Source organism: Streptosporangium sandarakinum (genome assembly GCF_013409935.1).
Classification (GTDB): Bacteria; Actinomycetota; Actinomycetes; order Streptosporangiales; family Streptosporangiaceae; genus Streptosporangium; species Streptosporangium nondiastaticum.
Map to the genome: position 1 here is coordinate 544,224 of NZ_JACCCO010000001.1, position 17,919 is coordinate 562,142.

Here is a 17,919-nt window from a genome sequence, read left to right on the forward strand (position 1 = left end):
GGCCGGCCCAGTGCTCTCCGGACCCCCGGGATCAGCCGGGCGGGCGGCCCGTCCCCTCGCCGGGGAGGTAGCCGCCGTCGTCGGCGTCGGTCCCGCCCAGGCCGCCGTTCGGGTCCTCGTGGTCGGAGGACTTCCACTCCAGGTCGGCGTTCACGCTCCCGGTCTCCCGCGGGGCTTCGGGGCCGCGCCGGGGCTCCTCGTCCTCGTCGCGCCCGGCGGGCCGGGCGCTGGTCCCCCCCATCGAGGCCGGGCCGATGTCGCCGCCCATGTCGTGCAGTTCGGGGTCGAAGGGCGTCCCCCGGTACTTGCGCAGCTCCTCCTCGCGCCGCCGGGCGCGCTCTTCCTCGTTCGTCTCCTCGCTCACGGCGCTCTCCTCCCGTGTCGCTTCTTCCCCCTCACCGTTCTGCGGTGCCCAGCCGGCGATGTCCGTAACGGGTGTTTCGCGCTCTGCCGGAAACGGCGGCCGGCTCGGAACCCGAGGAGCCGCCGGATCAGTTCTTCCCGCCCATGGCGTCGCGGATCACGTCGCGGACCCGGTCCATGATCGCCAAAGGGGTGCCCACCAGCAGGTTCTTCGTCGCCGACTCCACCCCCGCGTGCGGGTGGGTGGGCGCCATCGCCTCGGCGGCCTTCACCCCGGCCGCCATCGCCCGCCGCTCGGCCTCGCTGGTGCGGGCGCGCAGCGCGGTGAACTCGTGGCGCTCCTCGTTCTCGGCGTGGGCGAGCACGGCCCCGCGCAGCAGCGTGAGGTCGGCGAGGAACCGCGGGTCCTCCACGCCCGCCTCCTCCATCCGCGTGAGGAGCTGCTTGGCCTCGTTCTCCTCCTTCAGGCGGTCGTCCACCACGGCGTCGCCGTCGTCGAGCTTGTGGCGGGCGTAGGGGTGGACGATCTCCTCCTCCGCCGTCTCGTGCACGGCCAGCAGCCGCACCAGCGAGCGGAACGCCTCGGCCCGCTTGTCGGCCGGCGCCTTCTCCACCTCGTCGAACATGTCCCTGATCATGGAGTGCTGCCGCAGCAGCAGGTCCACGACGTCGTTCTCGCCCATCAGCTCGGGAACCGGCCGGTCGTCACCCATGTTCTCTCCCTCTGTCCACATGCCGCCTACCCCGGTTACCCGGGATCACCGCACCGAACGTGGAAAGACGCGGTCAGGGGGAGGGCGGCGCGGACCGGGTGAAGCGCAGGTCGGCCAGGATCGCGCGGTGGTCGCCGCCCGTCGGCGGCAGCACCCGGCTGCCGACGGCCGTGAAGCCCCGGGTGAGCACGTGGTCCAGGCGGACCAGCGGCAGCGCCGCGGGCCAGGTGAGCTGCAGGCCGGTGCCCGCCTTCTCGGCCACGGACGTGACGGTCGCGGCGAGCGGGCTCAGCGCGCGGTCGGTCGAGGCCGTGTTGAGGTCCCCGGCGACGATGACCCGGGGGCCGGGGTCGGCCGCGACCGCGCGGGCCAGCGCCGCCATCTCCGCGTTGCGGCGGGCGATGACGGACGGCTCCGGGCGGAAGGAGGTGATGTGGACGGCGTAGAGGCTCACGTCGCCCCACGGCGTGCGCAGAACGGCGTGCCGGGAGCGCACCACGCCGGGTACGGGCTGCGGCCGGCCGTAGAAGGGGTATCTGCTCCACACGGCCACGCCGGGGTTGTCGGGGAAGCGGTGGGGCAGGACGGGGTCGATCAGCCGGGCGAAGCCGGGGTCGACCGTCCCGTCGCGCTGCACGGGGTCGTCGCGCAGCTCGGCGACCACGAGGACGTCCGCGCCGGTGTCCCGCAGGGCGGCGGCGGTGCGGGGCAGGGCGGGGTTGAAGTAGTCGACGTTCTGGTGGACCACCCGCAGGTCGCGCGGCCCGGCGGCGGGGTCGCGGAGGAAGGCGGACCCGAAGGCCGCCGCCCAGGTCACGGTCACGGCCAGGGCCCCGGCCAGCGCGGCCCACGACCGGCGGGCGAGCGCGGTCAGGACGAGGAGCGGCGCCGCCAGGCCGAACCAGGGCAGGGCGCTGTCGACGACGTTGCCCAGTCCCCGCCAGTTGGGCAGCAGCCCGTGCCCCGCGATGAGCAGCGACACCAGGACGCCCGCGCCCGCGACCGGCCCGCCCCGCGTCCACGGCGACATGGTGGTGACGGCCCCCTCCCGCTGCCTGTGCGTGCCCTCGCGGCCCGGTCCCGCGACGCCGGCCCCGCGGAGGACAGTTCATCACGGGCGGGCCCGGCCATGGGGGATGTTCCGGACAGGCAAGGCGCACCATACCCGCCCTTTCCCCCGCCCTGACCTGCGTGGATAGATGATTGGTCTATGCGCGTACGCGACAAAAAGGGAAATTGCGGGCATGCGACGGGGGTACTCGGGCGCCCCCGCCGGGAGAGCGCGGAATGAAGGACGCCCGGATCGACCTCTGCAGCGGTCTGGCCCTGGAACTCTTCGACCCGGCCCCGGTCGGGGTGGCGGTCAGCAGGGGCCCGGACCATCGCCTGGTGTACACCAACGCCGCCTTCCGGGCGGCCTTCGGCGACCGCCCGCTGAACGTGCCCGCACATGAGGCCTTCGCCGACCTGGCCGAGCGTGACTCCTACATCGCGATGCTGGACCGGGTCATACTGAACGGGCAGCAGGTGAACATCACCGAGGGCCGGGCCACCATGTCCTTCGCCGGCACCGGTCCGCAGGAGCGTTTCTTCAACTTCAGCATGTCGGAGATCGACCTCGCCGACGGCGAGCGCGGGGTGCTGCAGGTGTCCGTGGAGGTGACCGAGCAGATCGTCGCCTCGCGGTGGATCGACGCCCTGTCGGAGGAGCGGCGCCGCCTGCTGCGGCGCTACCGCAACCTGGGGCGGGTCGGCACCCAGATGCTCTGGGTGACCGGGGCCGACGGCCGCGTCATCGAACCGAGCCCGGGGTGGCAGAAGGTGACCGGGCAGTCGTGGGAGGAGTTCCACGGCGACGGGTGGCTCGACGTCGTCCACCCCGACGACCGGGACGAGACCGCCGAGTCGTGGGCCAAGGCGATCGGGGAGGTGCTCCCGCTGTGGGAGCACGTCCACCGGATCCGGCTGGCCGACGGGAGCTACCGGCACTTCAGCGCGCGGGCCGTGCCGGTGCACGAGGACGACCGCGTGGTCGAGTGGGTCGGCACCTGCGCCGACATCGAGCAGCAGTGGCAGCAGGAGCGGTACCGCGAGCTGCTGGGCCGCGCCTCGGCCGCCACCGCGGACATCACGCGCCTGGAGGAGATGCTCTCGGCGCTGGCGCACGTGATCGTGCCGGAACTGGCCGACGCGTGCGGCATCTACCTGCTGCCGGAGTCACCGGACCGGCCGGTGGGCCCACCGCTCGTCTTCCGGCACGTCGCCGGCTCCGTACGGCCGGGCCTGCCCGGTCTGCCGACCGGGTACGAGGTGACGCTGGGCCCGGAGAGCGCGCTGGTGCGGGCGGTGCGCCGCCGCCACGTCGTGCGCCGCGAGTTCCCCCGCGGGGCGCCCCCGCCGGACCTGCGGCTGGCGCCGGGCACCAGCAGATGGCTGGTCACCGCCGGGGCCACCAGCGTGGCGCTCGTCCCGGTCATCGTCGACGGGTTCGTGGCGGCGCTGGTGACCACCGCCACCTGCGGGGACCGCCCGGCGATCAGCGAGGCCGACGTCACCCTGATCAGCCAGATGCTCGACCACGCGCACGACGCGCTCAGCGGCGCCATGGAGTTCCAGCGCACCCAGCGGGTGGCGCTGGCTCTGCAGCGCAGCCTGCTGGCCGAGCCGCCGTTCGTCCCCGGCCTGCGGATCGTGGCCCGCTACCGGCCGAGCCCGGCGGCCGCGGCGGTCGGCGGCGACTGGTACGACTGCTTCCTGCTGCACGACGGCACCCCCGTGCTGACGATCGGGGACGTCGCCGGCCACGACCTGCCCGCGGCCGTGACCATGGGCCAGATCCGCACCATGCTCAGGGGGCTGGCCGTGGACCGCGAGGAGCCGCCGGAGGAGATCCTGCGGCGGCTGGACAAGGCGATGGAGCTGTTGTGCGAGGACCAGACGGCCACCTGCGTGCTGGCCCGCGCCGAGCGGACGGAGACCGGCCGGTGGCGGCTGAACTACTCGATCGCCGGTCATCCGCCGCCGCTGCTGGTCGCCCCCGACGGCCGCGGGCGGTTCCTCGACGAGCCGCGCAGCCCGCTGCTGGGCATCACGAAGGACCTGCCGCGCCGCGGCGCCACCGAGCCGCTGCCCCCGGGCTCCACGCTCCTGCTCTACACGGACGGCCTGGTCGAACGCCGCGGCGAGGATCTCGGGATCGGGCTGAACCGGCTGCGGGACCACGCCAGGTCGCTCGCCGGCGAGCCTCTGGACGTCTTCTGCGACGAGCTGCTGGCCCGGCTGGTGGCCGACGGGGACGACGACATCGCCATGATCGCGCTGCGGACCCCCCTCACAGCGGGAGAACGCCACCCGGTTTGAGGGCCTTCATCGCGATCTGCGAGGTGAGCTTGTCCAGGCCGGGCAGACGGCCCAGCCGCTCCAGGCAGAGCTGGCTGTAGGCGTCCATGTCCGGCACGGCGACGCGCAGCACGTAGTCCGGGCGGCCGAACATGCGCAGGCACTCCACCACGTCCTCGATCTCCATGACGGCGGCCTCGAACGCCGTGACGGTCTCGGCGTCCTGGCCCTCCAGCTCCACATAGGCCAGGACCTGGAATCCCCGCCCGACGGCCGCCGGGTCGAGGACGGCGCGGTAGCCGCTGATCACTCCCGACTCCTCCAGGTTGCGGACCCGGCGCAGGCACGGCGAGGGGGTCAGCCGGACCCGCTCGGCCAGCTCCTGGTTGCTGAGCCGCCCCTCCCGCTGGAGGAGGCTGAGAATTGCGCGATCGGTGACATCCATGGCAATAAATGTTAACCGACTAGCAATCCGGCATAAATCTTGACATCGCGTGCGCCGTAGCCTGGCATAGCCTTGCCGCACCCTCAGCCACCGAAGATGGGACGGAAGCATGACGATCTTCGCCGACCCCCGAGAGGCGACTCCCGGCGACGGGCACCCCCGCGGCGAGGTTCGGGAGTTCATGACCGGCACGCAGGCCCTGGTTCGGGTGATCCTCGACCAGATGCGCGCCGACCGCGCCGCCGGCCTCGACACCGGCGCGATGGTGTCGGGATACCCCGGCTCTCCGCTCGGCGGCTTCGACCAGGAGCTCATCCGCTCCCGCCGGCTCGCCGAGGAGCTCGGCGTCGTGCACCGGCCCGGCCAGAACGAGGAGCTCGGCGCCACCGCCGCCTGGGGCAGCCAGCTCGTGCCCTCCCTCCCCCGGCCGCGCAGGACCGGCGTCCTCGGCGTCTGGTACGGCAAGGCCCCCGGCGTCGACCGCGCGGCCGACTCCCTGCGGCACGGCAACTTCGTCGGCGCCCACCCCGACGGCGGCCTGATCGCCTTCTGCGGCGACGACCCGGGCTGCAAGTCCTCCACGCTGCCGTCGGCCACCGAGACCGCGCTCGCCGCGATGGGCATGCCCGTCGTCCACCCCGGCACCGTGCAGGAGCTGCTCGACCTGGGCCGGCACGCCGTCGCCGCCTCCCGCGCCAGTGGCCTGTGGGTGGCCGTCAAGGCCGTCTCCAACGTGGTGGACGCCACCGGAACGGTCGAGACCGGCCTGGACCGCATCGTCCCGGTCATGCCGGTCGTGGAGCACGAGGGCAGGCCGTACCGGCACGTCCCCGACGCGACGCTGCTCACCCCGTGGTCGCTGGAGATGGAGAAGACCCTGGTCGGGCCGCGCCTGGCGCTGGCCCGCGCCTACGCCAGGGAGAACGGCCTCAACCGGATCACCGCCGACCCCGACGGCGCCTGGCTCGGCATCGCCGCCTCCGGCACCGCCTACCACGACGTGCGCCAGGCGTTCCGCAGACTCGGCGTGGACCCGGCCGACCTCGGCGTGCGCCTGCTGAAGGTCGGCATGATCTGGCCGCTGGAGCCGGAGATCGTGCGGACCTTCGCCCGGGGCCTGACCGAGATCCTCGTCGTGGAGGAGAAGGCCCCGCTGCTGGAGGGCCAGATCAAGGAGATCCTGTACGGCACCGCCGACGCCCCGCGCGTCCTCGGCAAGCTCGACGACAACGGCGCCGTGCTCATCCCGCAGGCCGGGGCGGTGGACGCCGAGCTGGCCGCCAAGGCGGTCGCCTTCCGGCTGCGCCGCGGCGCCGAGGCCGGCGCGGCGGCCGGGCGGCTCGGCCCCGAGGTGCGCGAGCGGATCGACCAGGGTCTGGCGGTGATCTCCCGGCTGGCGCCGCTGAAGCTGCTCGGCCCGCAGCGCACGCCGTTCTTCTGCTCCGGCTGCCCGCACAACCGCTCCACCGCCGTCCCCGACGGCGCGCCGGTCGGCGCGGGCATCGGCTGCCACACGATGGTGGTGATCAACCGCGAGGGCAAGGGCACGCTCACCGGCCTGACCCAGATGGGCGGCGAGGGCACCCAGTGGATCGGCCAGGCGCCGTTCACCGACACCCCGCACATCTTCCAGAACCTCGGCGACGGCACCTTCCACCACTCCGGTTCGCTCGCCATCCGCGCGGCCGTCGGCGCGGGCGTCAACATCACCTACAAGCTGCTCTACAACAGCGCGATCGCGATGACCGGCGGCCAGGTGATCACCCCGTCCCTGGCCGTGGCCGACCTGACCCGCTGGCTGGAGATCGAGGGCGTGCGCCGGGTGATCGTCACCACCGACGAGCCCGGACGCTACCGGGGCGTCAGGCTCGCCCGGATCGCCGAGGTGCGCGACCGCGCCGCGCTGGAGGACGCCCAGCGGGAGCTGGCCGCGGTCCCCGGCGTGACCGTGCTGATCCACGACCAGCAGTGCGCCGCCGAGAAGCGGCGGCTGCGCAAGAAGGGCGACCTGCCCGATCCGGTCCGCCGGGTGGCGATCAACCAGCGGGTGTGCGAGGGCTGCGGCGACTGCGGCAAGAAGTCCGAGTGCCTGTCGGTGCTGCCGGTGGAGACCGAGTTCGGCCGCAAGACCGAGATCCACCAGTCGTCCTGCAACAAGGACTACTCCTGCGTCGAGGGCGACTGCCCGTCCTTCGTGACCGTCGTGCCCGGCGGGTCCGGCGGGAGGCGCGTGACCGCGCCCGTCCCGCCGGCGATGCCGGCGCCGGAGTTCCGCACCGGGGAGACCACCGTCCGGCTGGTCGGCATCGGCGGCACCGGCGTGCTGTCGGTGGCGCAGATCATCGGCCGGGCCGCGATGTTCGACGGCAAGCGCTCGCGCGGGCTCGACCAGACCGGCCTGGCCCAGAAGGGCGGCACCGTCGTCTCCGACATCCTGATCTACGAGGGCGACGACGACCGGACCGGCCAGGCGGGCACGGCCGGGGTGGACGCCTACCTCGCGCTCGACCTGCTCGGCGCCACCGACCCGAAGAACCTCAAGGCCGCCGGCCGCGAGCGGACCGTGGCCGTGGTCTCCACCAGCCTGGCGCCCACCGGCTCGATGGTCGTGGACCCGTCGCGGCACGTCACCGACGTCGCCTCGCCGATCGGCGCGCTGGAGGCGCGGACCCTGCGCGAGCTGAACGTCTACCTCGACGCCGAGGAGGTCGCGCAGGCGCTGTTCGGCGACCACATGCCGGCCAACACGATCGTGGTCGGCGCGGCCTGGCAGCGCGGGCTCATCCCGCTGAGCCTGGAGGCGATCGAGCGGGCCATCCGGCTCGGCGGCGGCAAGAGCGCCGACAGGACGGTCGCCGCCTTCCACTGGGGCCGCGCCGTCGTCGCCGACCCCGAGGCGGTGGCGCGGGCCGCCCGCCCGGACGTCCCGGCCGAGCAGCCGCCGAGCCCGGAGATCTCCCGGCTCGTGGACTCGGTCGCCGCCCCCGGCACCGAGCTGCACCGCCTGCTGTCGGTACGGGTGCCCGACCTGGCCGCCTACCAGAACCCCCGCTACGCCACCCGCTACGCCGAGTCGGTCCGCGCGGTCCTGAACAGGGAGCGGGCCGCCATGGGCCGGGCGGCGGGCGAGGTTGCGGGCGTGGAGGCCGGCGAGGTGACGGGGTCCTTCCCCGTCACCGAGGCCTACGCCCGCCACCTGCACCGCCTGATGTCCTACAAGGACGAGTACGAGGTGGCCCGGCTCCACCTCGACCCGGCGGAGCGGGCCAGGATCGCCGCGGAGTTCGGCCCCGGCGCGAAGATCTCCTACAACCTGCACCCGCCGTTCCTGCGGGCCCTGGGCATGAAGCGCAAGATCCGCCTCGGCTCCTGGTTCGACCCGGCCTTCCGCGCGCTGTACGGCATGCGCGGGCTGCGCGGCACCACGTTCGACCCGTTCGGCCTGGCCGGGGTGCGCAGGGTCGAGCGGGAGCTGGTGGACGAGTACACCCGCGACGTGCACCGCGCCCTGGCCCGGCTGCGCCCGGACAACCTCGGCCTGGTCCGCGAGCTGGCCGAGCTGCCGGACGTGATCCGCGGCTACGAGGACGTCAAGCTGGGCAACGTCGCCACGTACCGGAAGCGGGCGGCGGAGCTGCTGGGCAGGATCTGACCGGCCCGCCCGCCTCGCGCGGGCGGGTGCGCGGGCCCCGGATCGGTGATCCGGGGCCCGCCGCCGTTCTCCGGGAGCCGCCGTCCCCGGTGCGCCGGCGGCTTCGGGCGGCACGGTCCGGCGGCTTCGGGCGGCACGGTCCGGCGGGTCAGGCGGCGCGGGACAGGAGGGCCGCCTCGTCGATGGGGCTCTCGTGGGTGCCGGCCACCGTACAGGCGTGCGCGCCGGCCAGGGTGCCCAGCCGGACCGCCTCGTCCAGGGGACGGCCGGACAGCAGGCCGTACAGCACGCCGGAGACGAACGCGTCGCCGGCGCCGTTGCTGTCGGCCACCGGGCCGGGCAGCGGGGCGGCGGGGACGTGCCGGAGGCCCCGCTCGTCGAGGACGTGGCAGCCCTCGGCGCCGGCCGTGCAGATCACCGTGGTGGCGCGGCCCCGGGCGAGGATGTCGCGCATGACCTCGTCCCGGCGGGAGCCCAGCGCCGCCTCCGACAGGAACACCAGGTCCGAGGAGTAGGCGAAGTCGCGGTGGTGGTCGTTCTCGCCGTCCCAGTCGTGCAGGTCGGTGGAGATCCGCGCGCCCTCCAGGTCGGGGTAGACGTGCCGGGCGAAGTCCACGATCGAGACGTGGACGTGCCGGGCCGCGCGCACCGCGGGCAGGTACAGCTCGCGGGGCAGCCGTTCGCCGGGCACCTGGCGCGGGTCGAACAGCGAGAGCCGCCGCCCGTCGGGGCCGACCAGCAGGACGCTGCGCCGGGTGCCCTGGGGGGCGAGCTCCCAGCCGAACTCCACCCCCGCGCCGGCCAGGTGGTCGCGGATGAGTCTCCCCTGCGGGTCGTCGCCGATCAGGTCGAACAGCTTGACCCTCAGGCCGAGGGCGTGACAGCCGAGCGCGACACCGCTGCCGGTGTTGCCGATCCGGTCGATCACCGGGGGGACGGCGTAGGTGTCGGCGTAGGGCAGGGGGAGCTGAGGGACGTAGGCGGTGGTGTCGACACCGGTACCGCCGATCACGACGACGTCATAGTTCACCGTCCGATGATCCCATCCGCCGCCCGGCTCCCCGCCGGGGGTCTCCGCGCGGCACGGCCCGCCGGACTCGGGGCACGGCCGTCCGCCGGGAGACGTCCCCGCGGGAAGGCCCGCGCCGTACGGCCAGGCCCGCCGTACGCCGCGGTCAGCGGTTGACCAGGGGGCCCGAGCCGGTCGAGCCGCGCACGACCAGCTCGGCCTGGAACATCAGCTCGATGTGCCGGCCGCGGGCGCCGTTGATCTCCTCCAGCAGGGTCGCCACGGCGGCCGAGGCCATGGCGCCGATGGGTTTGCGCACGGTGGTCAGCGGCGGGTCGGTGAACGCGATCAACGGCGAGTCGTCGTACCCCACCACCGACACCTCCCCCGGCACCGACAACCCCCGATCCCGGCACGCCCGGATCGCCCCCAACGCCATCAGATCCGACGCGCACACGATCCCCGTACACCCCCGCTTCAGCAACTGCGCCGCCGCCGCCTGACCCCCCTCCACCGAGAACAACGAATGCGAGATCAACTCATCGGCATCCGACACCCCCAGCAACTGCGCCATCGCCTGCCGGAACCCCTCGATCTTCCGGATCACCGGCACGAACCGACCCGGCCCCACCGCCAACCCGATCCGCTCATGCCCCAGATCCACCAGATGCTGCACCGCCAACCGCGCCGCCGCACGATCATCCGGCGAGATGAACGGCGCGTCGATCCGGTCGCTGTAGCCGTCCAGGAGGACGATCGGCAGGCCGCGCTCGCGCAGGCGGCTGTAGCGGTCCATTCGGGCGGTGGTGTCGGCGTGCAGGCCGGAGACGAAGATGATGCCGTCCACCCCCCTGTCGACGAGCAGTTCGGTGAACTCGTCCTCGGGCACGCCGCCGGGGAGCTGGGTGCACAGCACCGGGGTGTAGCCGTGCTGGGTCAGGGCCTTCTCGATCGCCTGGGCGAACACCGGGAAGATCGGGTTGTCCAGCTCCGGGGTGACCAGGCCGACCAGGCCGTTGCTGCGCTGGCGCAGCCGCTGCGGCCGCTCGTAGCCCATCAGGTCGAGCGCGGTCAGCACGGCCTGCCGGGTGGTCTGCGACACGCCGGGCTTGCCGTTGAGCACCCTGCTGACCGTCGCCTCGCTGACCCCCGCCTGCGCGGCGACGTCGGCCAGCCGGACGCCCGCGCCGTCAGGGCGGGACCGGGAGGTCCGGTTGAGTTCACCCTCCATTGGAGGTACCCCACCATGCCTCCGGAGTGGGCGCAACCCGGGTGCCCGACCGCCCGTCTCCTCACCGTCCACCGGATGCGCCGGGGGTCCCAACGATCTCCCCTTTCTCCGAAACCCACTTGTAACACAACTTTCCGTCAGGGAAATTTGAAGTAACTAACAGATGTGCCTCTTCTCACCTTGTCTATGGACACATAGGTAAGCCGCACGATGTACTACCTCATCGATCACAATGGCTGGATCCGGGCTACGCCGTCCGGGAGGAACGAGCGCGCATGAGTACCGTCGTCCTCGACAATGTGAGCAAGATCTACCCTGGCGGGTATCTCGCGGTCGACCGAATGAACCTGCGGGCGGAGAACGGGGAGTTCCTCGTCCTGCTCGGCCCCTCCGGGTGCGGCAAGTCCACCCTGCTGCGGATGGTCGCGGGCCTGGAGGAGATCACCTCCGGTGACCTGTGGCTGGGCGGGGAGCACGCCAACGAGCTGGCGCCGCGCGACCGCGACGTCGCCATGGTGTTCCAGAACGGCGCTCTCTACCCGCACCGCACGGTGCGCGGCAACATGGCCTTCCCCCTGGAGATCGCCAAGGCCGATCCCGGGATGGTCAGGGATCGGGTGACCGAGCTGTCCAAGGCGCTGCACATCTCCGAGACGCTCGAACGCCGCCCCGGGACGCTCTCCGGCGGCCAGCGCCAGCGCGTCGCCATGGGCCGCGCGATCGTGCGCCAGCCGTCGCTGTTCCTCATGGACGAGCCCCTGTCCAACCTCGACGCGGGCATGCGGACCGAGCTGCGGATGGAGATCTCCTCGCTGGTCCGCTCGCTGGGCGTGACCACGATCTACGTGACGCACGACCAGGTGGAGGCGCTGACCCTCGCCGACCGGATCGCCATCATGAACCGCGGCGTGCTGCAGGACGTCGGCACCCCCGCCCAGGTCTACAACGACCCGGCGACCGCCTTCACCGCGGCCTTCCTCAGCTCCCAGCAGCTCAACCTCCTCTCGGCGACCGTGCGCGCCCCGCAGAACCAGTACATCCTGCTGGACTTCGGGGTGCACCAGATCATGATCCCGTGGAACGATCCCCGTTCCTACGCCATCTCGCAGCATGTCGGTCACCAGATCATCGTCGGGCTGCGCCCCGACTGCCTGGCGCCGGTCTCCGAGAGCTTCGAGGGCCCCACGTTCCTCGGCCGGGTCCGGGCCCTGGAGTACCACGGTCACGAGTGGCTGGCCTACGTCGAGAGCGGCATCCCCTCCGTGGCGGTCCCCGAGCCGCCGGACCCCCGGCACAAGGCCCGCGACCTCGCGGCGGCCACGCCGGGCGGCCGGGCCCGCGCGGTCATCCGGCGGCTGCTGCCCGGCCTGGCCGACGAGCCGGAGCCCGACGAGGTGGAGCAGGAGGCCGGCGGCGGCAGCCACCGCCGGGCCGACCTGATCGTCCGGCTGGGCGCGCGTCCCGTCTGGCGCGCCGGTGACCCTGCCCGGGTGGGCGTGGACACCACGCGGCTGATGCTCTTCGCGACGGACGGTTCCCGCATCGACCCGCCGCAGCGCTGATCGGCGGCGGGGACCGTACGCGGGCGGCCGTCCGCGCGGCCACCGGGCATCGTGCCCACCGGGCGCCGCGGCCACCGGGCATCGCGTCCGCCCGGCCCGGCGGCCTCCCGTCAGCGGCCGACGATGGCGACGATCTCGACGACGCGGACGACGCGGTCCAGTTCGGCCCGGTGGAAGGCGGCGTCGCGGGCGAGGACCAGGTGCAGGTCGGCGCCGGGGATCGGCAGGCTCATCAGGTGGTGGCCGCCGGAGCAGAGGACGGCGGGGCGCGGCGGGGCGGTCCAGGCCGTCCCCTCGGGCCCTCCCCATGTCGCGGCGTCCACCGGACCCTCCAGCGTCTCCGGGGCCTGCCAGCTGCGGTGCACGACCTCCCCGGTGCCGGAGCGCACGGTGACGGCCCACCCCGCGCCGACCAGGCCGGGGGCGGCGTCCACCAGCGTGACGAAGGCGCGTCCCGGATCCGCGGCCACGTGCCGCAGCAGGTCGTAGTCGGGCGTGCAGCCGGGGATCTCGCGGGTGGGCCAGGCTGCCTCCACGTTCAGGCCGGGGACGGCGGAGAGGCGGTCCCCGATGCTCCCGGTGTCGGTGACGCCGGGCCAGGAGACGGTGAAGTCGTCCACCGCCCGGCCGCCCTCACGCTCCAGGACCGTCACCTGCAGGATGTCCGCCCCCAACGTGCCGAGCACCCGGGCGACCTGGCCCAGGGCTCCGGGCCGGTCGGGAAGGGACACCCGTAGCCGGAACATCATTTCCGATCACCTCTCTCTGGGCATCAGGGTGTCCTAGACAGGTTTCGCGAATGTTCCGGGGAGATGTCCAGCATAAAACCCTAGATACGGAAATATCCGACCCGGTCGGCTTTTTGCCTCATATCAGTGCAGAGCGGCTATCGACGATCTCCGGCGCGGCGCCGCCGGCCGTACCGGCGGAGAGCCGCGGCCCCTAACGGATGATCTTCGGTCCGGAGCCGGTCGAGCCGCGGACGATGAACTCCGGCTGGAAGACGAGCTCGGAGTTGTGCATGGGAGCGCCCGCGACCGCCTCCAGCAGGGTGTGCACGGCGGCGGTGACCATCGAGTGGACGGGCTGGCGCACGGTGGTCAGCGGCGGGTCGGTGAACGCGATCAACGGCGAGTCGTCGTACCCCACCACCGACACCTCCCCCGGCACCGACAACCCCCGATCCCGGCACGCCCGGATCGCCCCCAACGCCATCAGATCCGACGCGCACACGATCCCCGTACACCCCCGCTCCAGCAACTGCGCCGCCGCCGCCTGACCCCCCTCCACCGAGAACAACGAATGCGAGATCAACTCATCGGCATCCGACACCCCCAGCAACTGCGCCATCGCCTGCCGGAACCCCTCGATCTTCCGGATCACCGGCACGAACCGACCCGGCCCCACCGCCAACCCGATCCGCTCATGCCCCAGATCCACCAGATGCTGCACCGCCAACCGCGCCGCCGCACGATCATCCGGCGAGATGAACGGCGCCGGCACGTCGTCGGCGTGGCCGTTGAGCAGGACGATCGGCACGCCCTGCCCGATGAGCTGGGTGTAGCGGTCGGAGCGGGCCGTGGTGTCGGCGTGCAGGCCGGAGACGAAGATGATGCCGCTGACGCCGCGCTCGACGAGCAGCTCGGTGAAGTCGTCCTCCACCACCCCGCCCGGCACCTGCGTGCACAGCACCGGGGTGTAGCCGTGCTGGGACAGCGCCTTCTCGAAGGCCTGGGCGAACGTCGGGAAGATCGGGTTGTCCAGCTCCGGGATCACCAGGCCGACCAGGCCGTTGCTGCGCTGGCGCAGCCGCTGCGGCCGCTCGTAGCCCATCAGGTCCAGGGCGACGAGCACGGCCTGCCGGGTGGCGGCGGAGACACCCGGCTTGCCGTTGAGCACCCTGCTGACCGTCGCCTCGCTGACCCCCGCCTGCGCGGCGATGTCGGTCAGCCTCGCCGTGCCGCTCGTCAGGGGGGTGGCGCCGTTAGGCGGCATCGCGTTCCCACCAGACGGCGGAGTCGGGCGCCAGGCGGGCCACGCCGTCCGCGACGGCGGGCTCGACGCTGGCCAGCAGGACCCGTCCGGGGACGGGGATCTCCACCGGCTCGCCGGTCAGGTTGACCGTGCAGGCGAACCCGTCGCCCCGGGAGTAGGCGATCGTGCCCTCCGGGGAGTCGAGCCAGGTCAGCGGGGCGTCGCCGAAGGCCCGCCGTTCCCGGCGGACGCGCAGCGCCTCCCGGTACAGCCGGAGGATGGAGCCGGGGTCGCGCAGCTGGGACTGGACGCTGAGCGGGCCCCAGGAGGCGGGCATCGGCAGCCAGGACTCCTCGATGCCCGGCAGGCTGAAGCCGAAGTGCGGCTCGACGTCGGCCCACGGGATCGGCACCCGGCAGCCGTCGCGGCCGTCGTCGGGGTTGCGCAGCCGCTGCGGGTCGCGCAGGAACTCCTCGGGCAGGTCGAGGACCTCCGGCAGCCCCAGTTCCTCGCCCTGGTAGAGGTAGGTCGAGCCGGGCAGGGAGAGCGTCAGCAGGGCCGCGGCGCGGGACCTGCGCAGGCCGGTCTCGCCGTCGCCGTAACGGGTGAGGTGGCGCTTGACGTCGTGGTTGGACAGCACCCAGGTCGTGGGCGCGCCGACCATGCCGGCCGTGGCCAGCGACTCGGTGATCACCGTACGGAAGACCGAGGCGTCCCACGGCGCGTTGAGGAAGTGGAAGTTGAACGCCTGGTGCAGCTCGTCCGGGCGGACGTAGTTGGCCAGCCGCTCGGGGTTCGGCGCCCACGCCTCGGCGACGCCGATCCGCTCGCCGGGGTAGGAGTCGAGGAGACGGCGCCAGGCGCGGTGGATCTCGTGGACGCCGTCCTGGTCGAAGAACGGCACGACGTCGGCGCCGATCATCCGCACCTGGTCGGAGTGACCGACGTCGGGCAGCCCCTCGGCCTTGACCATGCCGTGGGCGACATCGATGCGGAAGCCGTCCACCCCCATGTCGAGCCAGAACCGCAGGATCGACTCGAACTCGGTGTGGACCTCGGGGTGCTCCCAGTTGAGGTCGGGCTGCTCGGGGGCGAACAGCCGCAGGTACCACTCCCCGTCGGGGAGCCTGGTCCAGGCGGGGCCGCCGAAGACCGACTCCCAGTCGTTGGGGGGCAGCTCCCCGTTCTCGCCACGGCCCCGGCGGAAGACGTAGCGCTCCCGCTCGGGGCTGCCGGGCCCGGCGGCCAGGGCCTGCTGGAACCAGACGTGCTGGTCGGAGGTGTGGTTGGGCACCACGTCGACGATCACCCGCAGGCCGTGCCGGTGGGCGTCCTCGATCAGGGCGCGGGCGTCGGCCAGCGACCCGAAGATGGGGTCCACGTCCCGGTAGTCGGCCACGTCGTAGCCGAAGTCGGCCATCGGGGAGGTGTAGAACGGGGTCAGCCAGAGGGCGTCCACGCCGAGGTCGGCGAGATACCGCAGCCGGCTCCGCACGCCCAGCAGGTCGCCGACGCCGTCGCCGTTGCCGTCGGCGAAGCTCCGCACGTAGACCTGGTAGATCACGGCATCGCGCCACCAGCGGGTGGCGGTGGTCTCGCCGGTGTGGCCGACCTGGATGAGCTCGGTCATATAAATCCCCCGATCAAATGACATATCAGGACGTGTTGTGCTTGGTGCGCGGTGGTGCCGGCTGCCGCCCGGTGCGCGGTGGCGCCGCCCTCACGGGCGGCGCCGGCTCACGACTTGGTCGCCCCCGCGGTGAGCCCGGCGACCAGGTGGCGCTGGACGAGCAGGAAGACGACCGCCGCGGGCAGCGCGATCAGCACCGCCGAGGCCGTCAGCAGGCCCCAGTCCGACCAGTGCTGGCCGACGAACTGCTGCAGGCCGACGGCGAGGGTGCGGGTGTCCTCCCCCGTCATGAAGACCGAGGCGTAGGCGACCTCGCCCCAGGCCGTCATGAAGGAGTAGAAGGCGGTGACCGCGATGCTGGGCCGGGCCAGCGGCAGGATGACCCGCCAGAAGGTGCCGAACGGCGTCAGCCCGTCGATCATTCCGGCCTGGTCGATCTCGCGCGGGATGGAGTCGAAGTAGCCCTTCATCATCCAGGCGCAGAACGGCACCGCGACCGTCATGTACGCGATCACCAGGCCCGGGATCTGGTTGAGCAGCCCGAGACCGGCCATGAGGTTGTACAGCGGCACGATCAGGATGGCCACCGGGAACATCTGGGTGACCAGCAGCATCCACATGACGCCGCGGTAGCCGGGGAAGCGGAAGCGGCTGATCGCGTAGCCGGTCGTCGAGGCCAGGAAGACGCCGATGACCGTGGTCAGGCCCGCGACGATCACCGAGTTGAGCAGCCAGCTCGGGAAGCCCGTCTCGGTCAGGACGCGGACGTAGTTGTCCAGCGACGGCTGGTCGAAGATCTTCAGCTCGGTGGACAGCCAGCCGTCGCGCGGCTTGAGCGAGGTCAGCACGAGCCAGACGATGGGGAAGATCGAGATGACCGAGGCGACGATGAGCGTCGCGTGCAGCAGGATCGAGCCGCCGACGCTCCGGTCGTCACGGCCGCGGGCGCGGCGGGGCCGCGCGGGCTCTGCGGTGGCGGTGCTCACCAGACCTCCCCCTGCCGGCGCAGCGCGCGGCGGTAGACCAGGGCCATCACGACGAGGAGCAGCAGGATGATCACGCCCCAGGCCGCCGAGCCCGAGTAGTTGCGGATGCCGGTGAACGCCTCACGGTAGGCGTAGGTCACCAGGATCTCCGTGGCGCTGCCGGGTCCTCCCCCGGTGATCAGGAAGATCAGCGGGAACATGTTGAACGTCCAGATCGTGCCGAGCAGCACGACGGTGCTGGAGACCGTGCGGAGCCCGGGAATCGTGATGTGCCGGAACCGCTGCATCGGCGTGGCGCCGTCCACCTCGGCCGCCTCGTAGAGCTCCGCGGGGATCGACTGGAGCCCGCCGAGCAGGGCCACCATCATGAACGGCACGCCCACCCAGACGTTGACCGCGATGACCGCGATCTTCGCGGTGGTCGGGTCGTCGAGCCAGCCGACGCCGCCCAGCCCGGCCGCGCGCAGCATCGCGTTGATGACGCCGAAGTCGCTGTTGTAGAGGTAGCGCCAGATGAAGGCGGCGACGAATCCGGGGATCGCCCACGGCAGGATCAGCAGCAGCCGGTAGAACGAGCGGAACCGCAGCCTGCGGTTGAGCATCATGGCCAGGCCGAGGCCGATGCCGTAGTGCAGGGCGACGCAGGCGACGGTCCAGATGACCGTCCAGGCCAGCTTCTCCCAGAAGACCCCGCTGGTGAGGATGTCGACGTAGTTGCCGAACCCGACGAACTCGTAGGTCGAGGGGATCACGTTGACGCCGATGGTCCGGCCCATCGTGGCCTCGGTGGCGTCGGTCAGGGACAGGTAGACCCCCCGGACCAGCGGCCAGCCGATCAGCACGGCGGTGACCACGATGACCGGGGCCACCATGGCCCAGGCGTACCAGTACTGCGACGTGGCACGCCGGAACGGGCCGGCCTTCCGGGGCCCGCCCCGGCCGCGGGCGCCGTCGTCGGCGCCCGCGGCCCGGTCCCTGGCCGTGCCGGTCACACGTCCAGTGGAGGTCGCCACGG

14 protein-coding genes are annotated in these 17,919 nt (G+C 72.6%); 3 read left to right on the forward strand and 11 right to left on the reverse strand.

Annotated elements, in window-relative coordinates; genetic code table 11:
- Positions 1–31: 31 nt before the first annotated feature.
- The 3 genes from HDA43_RS02480 to HDA43_RS02490 all read right to left on the reverse strand — a co-directional run bounded on the left by HDA43_RS02480 (position 32) and on the right by HDA43_RS02490 (position 2,106).
- Positions 32–364: a hypothetical protein gene (locus HDA43_RS02480; protein ID WP_179818103.1), complete on the reverse strand. Its 333-nt coding sequence runs from the start codon at positions 362–364 to the stop codon at positions 32–34.
- A 127-nt stretch (positions 365–491) separates the two neighbouring features.
- Entirely contained in the window at positions 492–1,076 is a 585-nt protein-coding gene (locus HDA43_RS02485) for a hemerythrin domain-containing protein (protein ID WP_246423890.1), read from the reverse strand.
- A gap of 73 nt (positions 1,077–1,149) precedes the next feature.
- Positions 1,150–2,106: an endonuclease/exonuclease/phosphatase family protein gene (locus HDA43_RS02490; protein ID WP_179818104.1), complete on the reverse strand. Its 957-nt coding sequence runs from the start codon at positions 2,104–2,106 to the stop codon at positions 1,150–1,152.
- Between the two features lie 257 nt (positions 2,107–2,363).
- Here HDA43_RS02490 and HDA43_RS02495 point away from each other — a divergent pair, with 257 nt between their 5' ends.
- The gene (locus HDA43_RS02495) at positions 2,364–4,436 is read left to right on the forward strand and encodes a SpoIIE family protein phosphatase (RefSeq protein ID WP_179818105.1); all 2,073 of its coding nucleotides are present in this window, start codon (positions 2,364–2,366) and stop codon (positions 4,434–4,436) included.
- Here the strand turns inward: HDA43_RS02495 and HDA43_RS02500 are convergent.
- A complete protein-coding gene (locus tag HDA43_RS02500) occupies positions 4,408–4,860 on the reverse strand; it encodes an Lrp/AsnC family transcriptional regulator (RefSeq protein ID WP_179818106.1) in 453 nt (150 codons plus the stop codon). The two genes, HDA43_RS02495 and HDA43_RS02500, sit on opposite strands and share 29 nt — an antisense overlap.
- Positions 4,861–4,969: 109 nt before the next feature.
- Here HDA43_RS02500 and HDA43_RS02505 point away from each other — a divergent pair, with 109 nt between their 5' ends.
- Positions 4,970–8,512 carry an indolepyruvate ferredoxin oxidoreductase family protein gene (locus HDA43_RS02505; protein ID WP_179818107.1) on the forward strand — a complete coding sequence of 1,181 codons (3,543 nt, stop codon included), beginning with the start codon at positions 4,970–4,972 and terminating at the stop codon, positions 8,510–8,512.
- A 148-nt stretch (positions 8,513–8,660) separates the two neighbouring features.
- Here HDA43_RS02505 and HDA43_RS36250 read toward each other — a convergent pair whose 3' ends face one another.
- Together HDA43_RS36250 and HDA43_RS02515 are read right to left on the reverse strand one after the other, a co-directional pair.
- The gene (locus tag HDA43_RS36250) at positions 8,661–9,542 is read right to left on the reverse strand and encodes a PfkB family carbohydrate kinase (RefSeq protein WP_179818108.1); all 882 of its coding nucleotides are present in this window, start codon (positions 9,540–9,542) and stop codon (positions 8,661–8,663) included.
- 145 nt (positions 9,543–9,687) lie between these two features.
- Positions 9,688–10,752, reverse strand: coding sequence for a LacI family DNA-binding transcriptional regulator (locus HDA43_RS02515; RefSeq protein WP_179818109.1), 1,065 nt, complete (start codon positions 10,750–10,752; stop codon positions 9,688–9,690).
- Positions 10,753–11,027: 275 nt separating this feature from the next.
- On the opposite strand from HDA43_RS02515, the gene HDA43_RS02520 reads away from it, so the two are divergent.
- A complete protein-coding gene (locus HDA43_RS02520) occupies positions 11,028–12,314 on the forward strand; it encodes an ABC transporter ATP-binding protein (RefSeq protein ID WP_179818110.1) in 1,287 nt (428 codons plus the stop codon).
- Between the two features lie 110 nt (positions 12,315–12,424).
- Here the strand turns inward: HDA43_RS02520 and HDA43_RS02525 are convergent, their stop codons facing one another.
- The 5 genes from HDA43_RS02525 to HDA43_RS02545 form a co-directional block, all read right to left on the reverse strand.
- Positions 12,425–13,063: an ACT domain-containing protein gene (locus HDA43_RS02525; protein ID WP_179818111.1), complete on the reverse strand. Its 639-nt coding sequence runs from the start codon at positions 13,061–13,063 to the stop codon at positions 12,425–12,427.
- A 193-nt stretch (positions 13,064–13,256) separates the two neighbouring features.
- Positions 13,257–14,309, reverse strand: coding sequence for a LacI family DNA-binding transcriptional regulator (locus HDA43_RS02530; protein ID WP_179818112.1), 1,053 nt, complete (start codon positions 14,307–14,309; stop codon positions 13,257–13,259).
- Positions 14,299–15,918 carry a glycoside hydrolase family 13 protein gene (locus HDA43_RS02535; RefSeq protein WP_179818113.1) on the reverse strand — a complete coding sequence of 540 codons (1,620 nt, stop codon included), beginning with the start codon at positions 15,916–15,918 and terminating at the stop codon, positions 14,299–14,301. Before HDA43_RS02535 ends, HDA43_RS02530 begins: the two co-directional genes overlap by 11 nt.
- A gap of 107 nt (positions 15,919–16,025) precedes the next feature.
- Positions 16,026–16,904, reverse strand: a complete 879-nt coding sequence (locus HDA43_RS02540) for a sugar ABC transporter permease (protein WP_179818114.1) — start codon at positions 16,902–16,904, stop codon at positions 16,026–16,028.
- The gene (locus HDA43_RS02545) at positions 16,901–17,917 is read right to left on the reverse strand and encodes a carbohydrate ABC transporter permease (protein ID WP_179818115.1); all 1,017 of its coding nucleotides are present in this window, start codon (positions 17,915–17,917) and stop codon (positions 16,901–16,903) included. The genes HDA43_RS02540 and HDA43_RS02545 overlap by 4 nt, the downstream gene beginning before the upstream one ends.
- Between the last annotated feature and the right edge of the window lie 2 nt (positions 17,918–17,919).